This window comes from Streptomyces sp. NPDC014864 (assembly GCF_043081525.1).
In the GTDB taxonomy this organism is placed as follows: domain Bacteria; phylum Actinomycetota; class Actinomycetes; order Streptomycetales; family Streptomycetaceae; genus Streptomyces.
Genome location: NZ_JBIBWT010000033.1, coordinates 1 through 14,837, shown reverse-complemented (window position 1 = coordinate 14,837; position 14,837 = coordinate 1). Strand labels below are relative to the sequence as shown.

Annotated in this window: 8 protein-coding genes and 1 pseudogene; 4 read left to right on the top strand and 5 right to left on the bottom strand. The window is 66.1% G+C overall.

Going from position 1 to position 14,837, the window contains the following annotated elements:
* Positions 1 to 129: 129 nt before the first annotated feature.
* The 5 genes from ACF1A5_RS33005 to ACF1A5_RS32985 form a co-directional block, all read right to left on the bottom strand.
* The gene (locus tag ACF1A5_RS33005; protein WP_392196523.1) at positions 130 to 720 is read right to left on the bottom strand and encodes a hypothetical protein; all 591 of its coding nucleotides are present in this window, start codon (positions 718 to 720) and stop codon (positions 130 to 132) included.
* Between the two features lie 78 nt (positions 721 to 798).
* Positions 799 to 1,761, bottom strand: coding sequence for a NucA/NucB deoxyribonuclease domain-containing protein (locus ACF1A5_RS33000; RefSeq protein WP_392196522.1), 963 nt, complete (start codon positions 1,759 to 1,761; stop codon positions 799 to 801).
* A 508-nt stretch (positions 1,762 to 2,269) separates the two neighbouring features.
* On the bottom strand, positions 2,270 to 2,665 hold the full coding sequence (locus ACF1A5_RS32995; protein WP_392196530.1) for a hypothetical protein: 396 nt from the start codon (positions 2,663 to 2,665) through the stop codon (positions 2,270 to 2,272).
* Positions 2,666 to 2,881: 216 nt separating this feature from the next.
* Entirely contained in the window at positions 2,882 to 3,079 is a 198-nt protein-coding gene (locus ACF1A5_RS32990; protein ID WP_392196521.1) for a hypothetical protein, read from the bottom strand.
* A gap of 322 nt (positions 3,080 to 3,401) precedes the next feature.
* Positions 3,402 to 3,917: a hypothetical protein gene (locus ACF1A5_RS32985; protein WP_392196520.1), complete on the bottom strand. Its 516-nt coding sequence runs from the start codon at positions 3,915 to 3,917 to the stop codon at positions 3,402 to 3,404.
* Between the two features lie 1,290 nt (positions 3,918 to 5,207).
* Between ACF1A5_RS32985 and ACF1A5_RS32980 the strand changes: the two genes are divergently transcribed.
* From ACF1A5_RS32980 to ACF1A5_RS32965, 4 genes and pseudogenes are all read left to right on the top strand, one after another.
* Positions 5,208 to 12,938: a DNRLRE domain-containing protein gene (locus tag ACF1A5_RS32980; RefSeq protein WP_392196529.1), complete on the top strand. Its 7,731-nt coding sequence runs from the start codon at positions 5,208 to 5,210 to the stop codon at positions 12,936 to 12,938.
* A gap of 68 nt (positions 12,939 to 13,006) precedes the next feature.
* Positions 13,007 to 13,807 (top strand): DUF4253 domain-containing protein, encoded by an 801-nt coding sequence (locus tag ACF1A5_RS32975; RefSeq protein ID WP_392196519.1) that lies wholly within the window; start codon positions 13,007 to 13,009, stop codon positions 13,805 to 13,807.
* A gap of 224 nt (positions 13,808 to 14,031) precedes the next feature.
* Positions 14,032 to 14,330, top strand: a pseudogene (locus ACF1A5_RS32970) (transposase family protein); the annotation flags it as partial.
* Between the two features lie 158 nt (positions 14,331 to 14,488).
* Positions 14,489 to 14,758, top strand: coding sequence for a hypothetical protein (locus ACF1A5_RS32965; protein ID WP_392196532.1), 270 nt, complete (start codon positions 14,489 to 14,491; stop codon positions 14,756 to 14,758).
* The last annotated feature ends 79 nt before the right edge of the window (positions 14,759 to 14,837 follow it).

The following is a 14,837-nucleotide window of genomic DNA, read 5'->3' as shown; positions in this document are numbered from 1 at the left end:
GCCTTCTTCGCCGCCTTCTTCTTCGGGGCCGCTCAGCAACTGTGGCCGTCCCAACCATCGTCACGGTCGGCGCAGCCCTGACGACACCGGCGGGCGATGCCTTGCGTGCTCAATCTGGTGCTGCGGGCGTCAGCCTTGTTCTTCTCCATACGTGTAGCTGTACGTGGTGGTGTAGTCGTCTACGGCCCTGGCCCTGTCCGCTGCATACTCGGCGCGGGCCTGGCGATCCGCCTCGCTGATCTCGGGGTGTAGCGGGGGCGTGTGCGGTGCGCGCCAGAGTTGGATCAGGTGGCGCTCGCCGTGGTCGCCGATGCCGGGTTCGGGGTCGTCGGCGTGGCAGTGCAGGCGCATTCGCACCGAGCCGTGACCTTCGGTGGGTGGGATCTGGAGAGGAGGTTCCCCCTGTGGCCATGCGTCCAGGATGTCGCCGGGTTCGAGGGTCTCGAGGCGGAGCTGGGGGTTGTGGGCCAGCAGGCTCATTTCCTCCGCGGGCTCCCGTGCGTTGTCCGTCTCGAGGGCTGGCGGGGTGTCGTGGATCTGGATGGTCAGGTGGAGGGGGCCGGTGTCGGTGGTGGTGAGGACGATGGCGCTGGCGGGGTCGGCTGGGCCGCAGCGCCAGCCGTAGGGCATTTCGGCGGGGTAGTCGTCGTGTTCGGTGAAGCCGATGAGGTAGCCGCTTTCTCCCACCTCGATGGTGAATGCCGCTTCGTGGACCAGCATGGTGCTCCTTCTACAGGGCAGGGTGTCCCCTCCGGAGGCGAGCCGGAGGGGACACCCTGGTCTAGCTCAGTGTGACGGTTAGGCGATCACGTAGAACGGGTCGTGGTCCATGACGTGGAACTGGCGGCGCCAGTTGGTGATGTTGGCGCCCTGGGCGTCGTTCTCGTTCTTCTTGACCCAGGTGATGGTGCGCTGGCCGGCGGGCAGGTGGGTTCCGCCTTCGTAGGTGGAGGCGAAGGGGTACTCGTCGCACGAGGTGCGGCCGGCGCGTCGCATGTCGGTCGGCACGGGGACGGAGCAGACGGCCTGGCGGTTCTTCTTCTGCTGCGTGGCGTTGATCATCCAGGGCAGCGGTTTGCCTCCGTTGGGGTCGCCGTAGTGGCCGCCGCGGGAGCGCAGTTTTCGGATGCCTTCGGAGATGCGGGGCAGGGTGATCAGGTTGATCGCGGTGGGTGCCTCGGTGATGGCGCAGCCGGTGGTGCCGTAGTAGTTGTCGCACCGGTAGGTGGCGGAGGCGTAGGAGACGCTGCCGGGGCTGTAGCTGGGTTTGGTGAAGGTGTAGCCGTAGGTGGTCTTCGCCTTGGGGTTGATCTTCTTTCGGGCGATGGCGCCGGTCGTGTAGGAGACGGTGCCGGATGCGGCGCTGTCGAGGGTGTGGCCCTGCGGGAAGTGCACGGTGGCCTTGGTGCCGCCGCCGGACTTGGCGGAGACGTTGACGTGGACGCCCTTGCCCTTGCCGGTGGTCCTCGCCTTGGAAACGGTGAACTTCTCGCTCCAGTTGGCGCTGTTGGCCTTCAACGTCATCTGGTGCTTGACGCTGAAGTCCGCGGTGCCTTCCAGGACCGGCCGCCCGTTGACGACCTTGACGACGTCGACGTGGACCGTGACCCACTCGCACTCGCTGAAGCGGTTGATCGTGATGCGGTTGACGGTGCAGGACGCGGCGGCGGCCCTGGCGGACGAGCCAGCCGGCGCGCTCGCCTGGTGCTGGGGCGAACTGATGCTGACGCGCAACTGCGCATCGCTCTGCTGGCTTGCCACGGCCGACGGAGCCGCGGCCGTGGAACAGATCCTGCCACTGCCCGAAGGCCGGCATGGGGAACCAGCGCCGTTCCTCGGGCACGCCCGCGGTTGTGCAGCGAGCCGCCCTTGTCGCCCTGCGGCTCGACGATCCGGGTATCGCGCCCGTCCGGCCGAAGGGCGATCGTCACCCGTCCTGCGTCCGACGCGAACTCCCGCTCCCCTTCGTCCGCGTACGCCCAGCCTCGCTGGTAAATCAGGAAGAGCCGGTGCCCGTCCAGCCGCCGCAGATCCTCTTCGAGGAACCGCCGCCCGTGGGCGTCGTACGCCCACAGCCCGAGGCAGTGACTCTCCCAAGCCACGAGCACGACGATCGTCTTCGGGCTGGTTGCCTGTCGCAGCACCACCGCGTAGGGCAGTCCCGCGGCATCCCGGGTTGCCGCCGCCGCGGTTCCGATCGGGTCGAGCACGGCTCCGCGTCCGGAGTCCCACTCCTCGCCGTACGCGACGTCGACGATCTGCCGGCCGGTCATCGGGCCGCGGTCCTCCGCGCCCGTCCGTGCAGGATCAGGTAGAAGGTCTGCAGGGACTCCTCGGGACCGCCCACCTCGAAGCGGTTGACGACCTTGCCGAGGGGGTTCCAGACCCGCCCGTCCGGCATGCGCACACCGACCGGCTGCCCGAAGTAGCCGCGCTGGTCCGCGTCGAAGTCCACCCACACCGCCCCCGCGCGGCGCACGAGCACCTCACCCACGTACGCCCCGAGGCCGAGCAGCGCGTTTCGGGCACCTGCCCGGTCGGTCCCGCCCTTGCGGAGCCCGTCGATCAGGAAGTCGACGACCCGCAGACTGCGCTCGGAGTAGTCCAGGGGCAGCCGATTGCGGGTGGTGATGCGGGCCAGGAAGCCCGCTGCGTACGAACGCATCTCGACTGCGCACGGCACCCGTTCGTCCACTTCAGCCACGGTTCAGCTCCCCCTCCGCCAGACGGGGGAACACAGGAGCGCATTCCCCCTCGTTGATCAAGCGGATACCGGGCCTTGAACATCACAGGTGCACATGCGTGTCATGTACCACACAAGAAGGTCGCGAGATGCGTACAACCTTTCCGGGGGCTGCGCGTCCAGCATTGCCCGACCCTCTCAGGCCCAGACCGCCTTGACCACGGCGTGGCCTGCTGCCGCCGCCCGCCCGTAGAACCCCCGGAGGTCCCTGTGATGGCCGAGGAACTCCTGCCTGACCTGCACCTCGTCGCTTCCCCAGCCACGGAGCTTGGCGCCGGCAATGCTCCACAAATCGTCGAAGGAGACACTCGCGAGGAAGTCCGCAGCCTGTGACACCCCGAGCGGCTCCAAGATCATCAGGGGCGGGACGGGGCGGCCGCCGTAGATCGGCAGCGTCAGGGGCGTACCGTCGAACTCGGCCCGGGCGTCGGACTAGGTGATCCCGACCAGGCGGAACGGCTCGGTGGCGTGCGCCGGCAGCTCGCGGCGCCCCGGATTGGCATCGGCCGGCAAGGGGACGGTGTGCAGCGTGCCGCGCGGAACGACGCTGCCGGACAAGTCGGTTGAGATCTCGACGTGGCTGCGGGCGGACAGGGAAACCGCGCTGAGGACAACGAGGTGGCGACCGCGTGACGACACGTATTCCGACCCAGGGCACTCATCCAGCGGCGCCCGGCTGATCCCGGGTCGCGGATGCGAGCTCGGACTGGCAGGTGGCGCGGCCGAACCTGCCATAGGCGGAGGCGGTCTGGACGTGCTTGCCGCGCACGGCGAGCGAGCAGCTGGCCTGGCCGCCCTTCTCGCCGAGCGTGATTGAGACCAACGGAGATTTGCCGAGCGGCACTTGAACGGTCTTCCTCCACGGCAGCGCGACGGCACGGTCGACGGTGGCGGTCCCGGCCTCGCTGCGGCCCTGGTAGGCGATGTCGGCGGTGCCCTCGCCGGTGACCTCGTATGTCACGGCGGCGGTCGGGACGAGGGGCTTCTCGGGTTTGTCGGTGGTGTCGAGCACGCCGTAGAGGACGAGTCCGCCGCAGGCGGCCAGCAGGGCGGCGCCGATGAGGAGACCGGTGCGGTCGGGGCGGATGCGTGAAAGGGCACGGGGTCCGGATTTTCCGCCCGTGTCCTCGGTTCCGGCGTCGTCCGCCATGGTTTCCCGCTCTTCAGTGCCCATGAATAGTCCCTTTTGTTCGGCCGATCGGAATTCGCGTACCTGCGTCGGAATTCCTGGATCCAGGCTCTTATACAGGACGGCCGGCAAGGTTCGCCAGTGTCCGGATAAACCGGGCAACCGTTTTAGAGTGTTGCGTGAACTGCCCGAAATATGCAATCACTTGACGTGCCGTCATGTACACGTCTAGAACTGCCGCGCCGCTACGTCTGGCCTTCTCCTCATGAGCTGGCCGGCCGTTTTCGGTCGATGTTTATTGCGTCTGACAACAGGAAAGGGCTGGCAGTGAAACCCAGATTGGGCAGGCTTGTCGCGTGCCTGGCGGTGTCCGCGGTGGTGAGTACCGCGTTGCCGCAATTCGCCTATGCGGCGTCCGAATCGGACGACGGTGGCGGAAAAGGGATTGTCGATACCATCAAGGGCTTGTTCGGCGACGAGGACGACGGTCACCCTCTCGCCGAGCCGCCGTCCCACGACGAGCTGGACGTGGCCGACCGGCAGAAACTGCCGAAGGGCAAGAACGCGCCGAAGGCCACGCGGGTCAAGGAGCTGAAGGGCCGGCGCACGTCGACCGCGCGGTTCTGGCAGATGTCGGACGGCCGGGTGCAGGCAGAGCTGTCGGCGGTGCCGACGTCGTACCACTCGGGTACGGGCGGGAAGGCGACCTGGAAGCCGATCGACACCGCCGTCCACGCGACGGATGCGAAGGGCTTCGACTACGCCAACACGACCAATGAGGGGCGTAGTTGGTTCGGTTCGCACGCGGGCCGCATGGTGCGGTTCCGGTCGCCGGACGGCCGTACGGTCACACTGGGCCTGGAGGGCGCGCACGGAGCGCTGAGGCCGTCGGTGAAGGGTTCGACGGTCACGTACAAGGACGCGATCAACGGCGCTGACCTGGAGTACGGGGTCGGTCCGGGCCGGGTGAAGGAGAACATCACCCTGGCGAAGCGGCCGAGCGGTCCGCTGAGGTTCACGTTCACCCTCGACACCGACGGACTGGTGCCCAGGGCCCGCAAGGACGGTTCGGTCGCACTGTACGGGGAGCTGCCGCACACCCCGGTGATGGTGATCCCGGCGCCGTTCATGACGGACGCGAAGAAGGCGGACCGGTCCGTCTTCGGGAGGACCTACAGCACGGCCGTCACGCAGAAGCTCACCAAGGCCGGCAAGTCCTGGAAGCTGACGGTGACGCCGGACGCGAAGTGGCTCGCGTCGAAGGACCGTCAGTATCCGGTGGTGATCGACCCGACGATCACGATCGCGCCGTCGCCGACGGACTCGCAGGACACGATGGTCATGTCGGACCAGCCGGCGACGAACTTCAACACCTCCTGGAAACTGTCGGCGGGAAAGACCGGCACGGGTATCGCCCGTTCGCTGATCAAGTTCCCGCTGAGTGAGATCCCGTCGGGTACGAAGATCGACTCGGCGCGTCTGGAGATGTACTTCGACCAGGCGCACACCACCAACGCCAATGATGTGACGATCGGTGCGTACCGGGCGACCGGGACGTGGGACGAGACGTCGGCGACCTGGGACAAGACCAGTGGTCTTGTGGGTGAGCTGTCGGGCACCACGGTTCAGGTGGACGACGGGGATCCGGGGACGACGGCGGCGGTCGGCTCGTGGAAGCCGGGGTCGCAGTCGTACGGGATCGACGGCGACTACCTGTACAACAAGGACGCGGTCCTCGGGGACACCTACACCTGGCAGCCGAACCTGCCGGAGACGGCCTCCTACCGGGTGGACGCACACTATGTGCAGTACACCGACCGGTCCACGGCGGCGCCGTACACGGTGACGAGCAGCGACCCCACCGCGACCTACACGGTGGACCAGACGGCCGGCACGGGCGGGGTGTGGGCCTCCCTGCACGGTGGCTCGCAGATCAACTTCGCGAAGGGGACGGCCGGCAAGGTCGTCCTGAAGGACACGGACGCCTCGACGGCGGTGATCGCGGACGCGGTGCGCTGGGTGAACCCTGCGTCGATCGTGAAGAACACCGGCGAGTACAACCAGTGGCACAAGTTCCCCGTCACCGACACCGTCCAGCAGTGGGTGAACGGCACGGCGACCAACTACGGCTTCGTGCTGAAGGCCACGGACGAGTCGGCGACAGCCCCGACCGGTGGCCCGCGCTACGAGGCGGGCGACGGCGACTACGGCGGCGAGACGGCGACGATCCCGCGGCTGACGGTGACGTACGGCAAGGTCGGCACCACGCTGAACTCCCCGACCGTGGTCCACGGCACGGGCCCGGAGCTGTCGTGGAAGGCGTACTCGAACAAGACTGGTGACCCGAATCTGGACATCGTCGAGTACCAGCTGCACCGCTCCACCCAGCAGGCGTTCACGCCGTCCGCGGCCACCCTGGTGGCGCCGGTCGACAAGTCGGCGACCGCGTACACGGACACCACCGCGACTCCGACGCCGGACTCGTCGTCGGTGGAGATCGGGCGGTCGTACTACTACCAGCTGGCGGTGAAGACGAAGGACGGTCAGCTGCTGGGCTCGCCGACCCGGATCGTGGGTGTGCCGAAGGCGGGCCGCACGATGCGGCTGATCCAGGGCACGTCCGGGGTCACGGACACCACGTTGTCGTCGGGGCAGCCCACCACGAACGAGGACACCATCTCCTCCTTCGGGGTGGGCCAGAAGTGGCTGGAGGTGGGCAACAACTCCACCACCTACGGCAAGGCCCGCGCGGTGATGAAGTTCACCACGGCGAGTATCCCGACGACAGCCACGGTGCTGGAGTCGCGGCTGTTCATGTGGGGTGCGGAGACCACCACCGACACCAACGGCGCGATCTACGAACTCCACGGCCTGAACAAGGACTTCAACGAGACGCAAGCCACCTGGAACAACGCGGCGACCGGCACGGCCTGGACAGCGGCGGGCGGCGACTACTCCGGCACCGTCTCCGACACAGTCGCGCAGGTGTCGGAAGTGGGCCGGCACTGGTGGGACGCCACGTCACTGACCCAGGGCTGGATCAAGACGCCGACCTCCAACCACGGCGCCCTGGTCAAGCTCAAGGACGAGTCGACCACGGGCCCGCAGGAGCGCTCCCTCTTCCTGGCCTCGGAGGCCCCTGACCCCCAGCTCGGCCCGCTGCTGCGGGTGATCTACGTCGACTCCACCACGGACGACACGTACTACGCCCCGCAGACCCCGGCCCGCATGACCCCCAATTCCACCTACACGGTCGACTTCACGGTCACCAACACCACGTCGAACGCGTGGGCGGCCGGTGAGCGCGTCCTGTCATACACATGGCAGCTCCCCGACGGCACGGACGCCACGACGGGCGGCAACCAGCTCTCCACCGCCATCCCGGCACTGTCGCCCGGCCAGTCGGCCACGATCCAGGCGCAGGTAAAGACCCCGATCAACTCCGACTCGGGCAGCAAGCGCACCAAGTACGTACTCGGCTGGGACGTCAAAAAGGTCTCCGACGGCAGCTGGCTGTCCGCAGGAACCGGCGGCATACCCACGCTGAAACAGAACGTGGCGGTAGAAGATCCCACCTCCAACGCCCTCGGCCTGGAGAAGTTCTACAGCTACACCGGCAAGAACACGGGCGCCGGCTCCACGGTCATGAACAACCTGGCGACCGGCAACACCGTCTGGGCGTACAACGTGTTCAGCAACCCGGGCCGGGGTCTGACGACGTTCGCGCGCCTCGCGTACAACTCGCTGGACACCGACAACACCACCGGTGGCACGGGCGCGGGCTGGTCGGCGCAGATGGGCGGGCCGATCCGCCTCGGCGCACAGCTGGACTTCCACCCCAACCCGGTTCAGAACGCCACCGAGATCCGTCTGCCCGACGGCGACGGTACGACCCACGTCTTCACCAAGCAGGCCGACGGCAGCTGGAAGGCCCCCGCGGGCGTCCACTACCGCATCACGATGAAGGCGGGCCTGGACTGCACCCCGGACAAGGACCCGGTCCCGGACGCCTGGACGCTGCTGCGTCCGGACGGCACGCGCTTCTACTTCGGCTGTGACGGCTACCTGACGTCGGTCGTCGACAAGAACGGCAACACGCAGACCTACACCTACGAGCAGCACAAGACCCAGGGCAAGGCGGCGAAGTTCCTCGCCTACGTCACCGACCCGGCGGGCCGGCAGTCCCTGACACTCGACTACTACAAGAGGGGCGACGCGTCCTACGACTACATCGACGGCACGGGCGCCAAGGTCACGGGCACGAGCCTGACCGACCCGGACATCTACGACCACCTGAAGTCCGTCACGGACATCTCGGGCCGCAAGGTCTCCTTCTTCTACACGGTGCAGGGCCTGCTCGGTCAGTTCACCGACGGTGACGGCTCGTCCCAACCGAAGAACTTCAAGTTCACCTACGACGCCGTCCAGGGCAACAAGAACGTCAAGCTGGTGACCGCCACGGACCCGCGCGGCCACGACACCAAGCTCGCATACTACGCGCCGCAGAACGGGGACGACCCGAAGTACCACTGGCGGACGAAGACCATCACCGACCGCCTGAACGGTGACACCGGCTTCGCCTACGCCGCCGACACCACGAACACCACGTTCACCGACACCACGGTCACCGACGCCGAGACGCACGCCACGAAGTACGTGACGGACGACTTCTTCCGACCAGTCCAGACGACCAACGCCAAGTCCCAGACCACGAAGATGAGCTGGGACGCCGACAACAACATCACCTACCTGGAAGAGGACAACGGCGCCAAGACCGCGTACTGCTACGACCAGAAGACCGGCTACCCCCTCTGGCAGCGCGACGCGGAGAACAACAAGGCAGGCGTACCGGACCAGACGTCCACCTGTGTCACGGACTCCACCAAGTGGCCCGCGAACACGGCGAAGTACGAGTACCAGACCCGCGCGGACGGCTTCTCGGCGGACCTGTTCCGCAAGACCTCCCCGGCGGGCCGCGCCTGGCAGTTCGGTTACGACTCGTTCGGCAACCTGAAGACGGTCACGGACCCCAAGGGTGTCGCGACCTCGACGGCCGGTGACTACACCACGTCGTACGAGTACGACGCCTACGGTGAACTGACCAAGGCGACCGACGCCAACGGCAACCCGACCACGTACAGCGACTTCGGGGCCACCGGCTACCCGGCGACGATCACCGACGCGAAGTCCAACGCCACGAAGTTCGTCTACGACGAGCGCGGCCAGGTCACCCAGGTCACCGACGCCGACAGCAAGGTAACGACGCAGACCTACGACACGTTCGGTCGTCCGCTGGTCAACACCGTGCCCAAGGACACGGGTGTCGTGATCAGCACACCGGCGCCGGTGTACGACGAGAACGACAACGTCACGAAGTCGACGGCGCCGAACGGTGCGGTGTCGACGGCGGTGTACGACAACGCGGACGAGGTCTCCTCGGCGACTGCGCCGGCGAACAACCTGACCGACCCGCGGACGTCGACGTACACCTACGACAAGGTCGGCAACCTGGAGACGACGACCGAGCCCAAGGGCACGGCGACGACGACGGAGACCACCGACTACGTCACGACGAACTACTACGACGAGATCTACCAGCTCACGTCCGTGGTCAACGCGAACAGTGACAAGGTCAGTTACGAGTACGACAACGTCGGCAACGTCACCAAGGTCATCGACCCGAAGAAGAACGCGACGGCTGACACGACCGACTACACCACCAAGACCGACTACGACCTGGACCACCGGGCCACGGTCGTCACGGACGCGGCCGGCAAGACCACGAAGACGGGCTACGACAAGGACGGCCTGGTCACGTCGGCCACGGACGCCGAGAATAACACCACCACGATCACCTACGACGAGCGCGGCAAGCAGACCGAGGTCAAGGTCCCGCACGACGGCACGTCGACCATCACGTACCGCTCGACGAAGTACGAGTACGACCAGGTCGGCAACACCACCAAGGTGCTCACGCCGCGGGCGACTGCGGCCGGTTCCACCGACGCCTTCACGGCCCGCACGTCGTACGACGAGCTGAACCGCCCGGTCAAGCAGTACCAGCCCTACGACCCGGCGGACTCCCGCTACAACGACCCGAACGTCTACACGGAGACGACGTACGACAAGGTGGGCCGGGTCGCCAAGACCTCTCTGCCGCCCTCGGACGGCGAGACGGTCCGCAACGACACCACCTACAGCTACTTCGACAACGGCTGGGTGAAGTCGTCCACGGACCCGTGGGACATCGCCACGACCTACGACTACAACGAGCTGGGTCAGCAGACCAAGCGGACCCTGACCTCGGCTGGCGGCTCCTCGGACCGCACGATGACGTGGTCGTACTACCCCGACGGCTCGCTGAAGTCCCGCGCGGACGACGGCGTCCCAGCGGGCAAGTCGGTCGTCCTGGTGGACAACTCCGACACCCAGAACACCTCCGAGACCGGCACCTGGACCAAGGGAGACATCACCGGTCAGCAGGGCTACAACCACGAGACCCACGCGGCCGGCACCGGCACGGACGCCTACACGTGGACGCTCAACATCCCCAAGGACGGCACGTACGCCGCATACGTGAAGTTCCCGCAGGTGACGGGCGCCGCTACGACGGCCAAGTACACGGTGACGTACGACGGCGGAACGGCCGACAAGACGATCGACCAGAACGCCACCGCCAACCAGGGCACCTGGGTCTCACTGGGCTCCTTCGCCTTCAAGCAGGGCAACGCGGCGAAACTGCAGCTGTTCCAGAACACCGGCGGCACGGTCGCGGCGGACGCCGTCAAGCTCGTCCGTGACACCAGCGGTGACCCGGCCGACGCGGAGAAGGACAACTTCGCCTACTCCTACGACCTCAACGGCAACCTGACCCAGATCGACGACACCTCGTCCGCGGCGAAGATCGACTCGTACGCGATCACCTACACGGGCCTCAACCAGGTCCAGAAGGTGAGCGAGTCGCTGTCCGGAGTGGAGAAGAAGGCCACGTCGTACACGTACGACGCGAACGGCCAGGCAGACACGGTCACGCACCCGGATCAGTACTCCAGGTACACGTACGACCTGCGCAACCTGGTGAAGACAGTCTCGGTCGGCAAGTCCGCCACAGACGCGTCGCCGAAGGTGACGTCGTACACGTACACCGACCGCGGCCAGAAACTGCAGGAAACGAAGGGCAACGGCAACACCGTCGACTACACCTACTACCTCGACGGCCCGGTCAAGTCCACCACCGAGAGGAAGCCGGACGGCACAACCCTCGTCGCCTCGCACACCTACGCCTACGACCCCAACGGGAACAAGTCGCAGGACGTCGCGAAGAAGATGAACGCCGACAACCACTCGGCGTACCTCTCCTCCACCACGGACTACACCTACGACCCGGCCGACCGACTGGCGAAAGCGGTCAAGACCGGCAACGGCGCGGACACCGAGACCTACGTCCACGACGACAACGCCAACGTCATCAGCCAGACCGTGGGCGGAACCAGCACCACCTACACCTACGACCGCAACCGCCTGCTCACCACCACCACCGGCGGCACAACAGCCGACTACACCTACGACCCGTTCGGCCGGCAGGAATCGATCACCTCGGGAGGGCAGATCATCTCCCGCAACGTGTACGACGGCTTCGACCACGTCGTCGAATCCCAGAAGCGGGACGACACGGGCACGATGAAGTCCACCACGTACACCTTCGACCCGCTCGACCGCACCACCTCCGAAACCGCCGCCGGCAAGACCACCGACTACACCTACCTCGGCCTATCCAACCAGGTCCTGGACGAGAAGGTCGCCGGCACGCTGACCAAGTCGTACCAGTACAGCCCGTGGGGCCAGCGCCTGTCCCAGGTCAAACACAACACGGACGGCACGACCGAGGACGGCTACTACGGCTACAACAGCCACACCGACGTCGAAACCCTCACCGACGACAACGGCGACACCAAGGCCACGTACGGCTACACCGCCTACGGCTCCGACGACGACTCCGAGTTCACCGGAATCGACAAGCCCGCCCCCGCCGACCCGGCCAAGGAGGACTACAACCCCTACCGCTACAACTCCAAGCGCTGGGACGCCCAGTCCGGCACCTACGACATGGGCTTTCGCAACTACGACCCCGGGTTGAACATCTTCACCACCCGAGACATGTACAACGGCGCCCTCGCCGACATGAACCTCGGCGCCGACCCCTACACCGGAAACCGCTACGCCTTCGCCGCCGGCAATCCGTCCAGCTTCGTCGAACTCGACGGACACATGCTGGACGGCGGCGGCGGTGGGTACATCGAACCAAGCATCGAGTACAGCAAGGAATTCCAAGCTGATATTGCCACCGACTCGCGTGGCAACAGGTACAGAATCGGCGAGGAGAAGGGCATAACGAACGACGAAATCAACACCCGGAACCTCCTGAACGAGGAGCTGCAACAGAACGGCGAATTCTCCAATGGAGCGAACGGGGGCTCTGGTCAGGAGTATCGCCCGGTCAATCCGATCAAGGGACAACCGCGCGGCAACGGAACGGCGGACCTGGTCAGGATGACTTGGAAGAACGGGACGCTCACCAAAATCGAGGCGATCGATATCTACACGCCCGAGGGAGACAAGGACAGTCCCGAGCCGATCTTTCGCGGACTCACCAAGAAAGAGGGCCAGGCTGACGAAGTGGTCCTGAACTACAAATCCGGAACTCAGGAGAAGATTGACGCGCTGATACGCGTCATCAGGGAGCGGGGGCTGCGCTTCAACAATGTGCGGATCCTCGGTGGTACGGACGTCCGCGTCGGGATGAAGGGCACCGCTCTCGGCCTCCAGGGCGGCGATGCCATCATGTTGCCCGGTGACGACGATGGGGACTCAGGCGGATCGGGTGGCGGGTCCGGGTCCGGAGGCGGAGGCGGAGGCGGAGGCGGATGCGGAACGACGCCGATGGCCTCCTTCGGCGGTTGCGGAGGAGGCGGGATGGAAATCCCTGGTCCTTCCTTCCCTGGGTTTGGGCTCCGCTTGCCGGGCCTGGGCTCTGTGCGTGTCCCCATGTTCCCGCTTCCCATCTGACACGTAACCGGTTCTAGCATGGCGTCGCGCCGCTCGAGTCAGAGCGGCGCGACGCCTGCAACATCGATATGCGGCAGCTCTTTGCAGCGGGCAACGGCTCGCCGAGTAATCCGAACGAAATTGGTGTGGACGTGACAGTAAAATCGGTCATTTCGCGCGTGGCGAGGCTAGGCATCGACGCTATCGACGAAGCCGTGTCGCCGCGAGGCAACGTTCTGTACGGCGTGAAGTGCGGCCCTGAGAAGTGCTGGGAGGTATGGAAGGAACTTCGTGACGCACTGGCTGATGAGTACGGGTGGTGGCCGTTTATCAGCCACGACGGACCGGGCGAATGGGAGTGGGCACAGCCAGGAGGAGAAGCCGATCTGCCGCACGAGCATCACCGTGAAACGCTGACACGCCTGGTGACCGCGCAATCCGACATCTTGGAAGGTGCCGAGGACCTGGCCAGCCGGCTGGGTGAGCTGGCTCCGCGTCATCCGGGCGTGACTATTGGAGCAGTTTTCGCCCGTCCGCCTGAGTGGGTATGCGCTGTGGCAGCACCCGAATGCTCCCGGCTTCCAGAAATCTTGGAAGCCCCCAGCACGCCGAACTGGATCGGCGGGCCCGACCATCCGGCTCTGACATACCGGGATCACGTAGACGTCCTACACGCTTGGCACAGGCAGTACGACGCATCAATCTGCTACCTAGGGGCCAACTCCCTGATGCTGGAGGTCGGGCGACCGCCGCAGACGGCGCGTGATGTGGCCGCTGTCGCGATCGAGCAATACGCCTATTGTTACGACCTGGATCAGATATTCGGCTCAATCGAGGAGGTCGCACGTGAGCAAGCAAGCTCACCCCAGTGGTTCTTCCGATGGGATTGACCTCGATTGTCGGCGGTCTCTGAACCTGGATCCACCGCGTGATACTCGGTCTGTGGGCGATGAAAAGAGAAGAGGTGCCTACTGAACGCTTCTCATCCTTATGGTTCGCGGGTGACGACGGCTGGCGGCCAGGACCCGACGTGCCAGGGCTCCTGGTCGTTTCGGCTGGTGATCTCACTCGCCAACGTCTCGACACTGGAGCCCTGTTGGTCCCGTATCGGGGCATGCTCGACGTCCCGCTCGAGGTCGTTGAGTACGTTCCCTGGCTGATCTACGCCCGAAGGTGTGAGCTGAACTCCCGCTGGCGCAGGCTGGGCTGCTTCCGCTGCTGGTCCTGGTGCACCTGCGCAAGAACGAGACTCTGGCCCAGCTCGCCGCGGGATTCGGCGTCTCCACCGCCACCGCCGGCCGGTACGTGAGCGAGACGGTCGACATCCTCGCCGAGCGCGCCCCGAGCCTGCACGAGGCCCTGCGCGAGCTGCCGCCGGAGGGGTTCGTCCTCCTCGACGGCACCCTGGAGCCGGCGTCACCGTCCACACTCCCTACTACCGCCGCCACGAGCTTCCCGAGCACTACCAGCGGGGAGCCGGCCGCATCCGGTTCCACTGTCACGGCGGCGTCCTTCACTGCGGGGTGCTCCCGCAGCGCGGACTCGATCTCGGTGAGTTCGATGCGCAGGCCATGGATCTTGACCTGGAGGTCGCCGCGGCCGATGAGTTCGATCAGCCCATCGGGACCGAAGCGGGCCAGGTCTCCCGTGCGGTACAGACGCTCACGGACCTGCGGACCGCAGGACCAGTCGATGAAGCGCTCAGCGGTGAGGTCCGGTTGGTTGAGGTATCCGACGGCGAGACCCGCCCCAGCGAGGTACAGCTGGCACTCGACTGGAGCCGCACCCCCGACGGTCATGTCGATGCCGACGCGTTCGCTGCGGTGCTAGGACCTGTCTGACAAATGATCTTGGCTCGGTTCGCGGAGCCAGAGGATGAGTGCTGCGAGGTGGAGTCCGGCCCGGTAGCGAGCGGCGAGT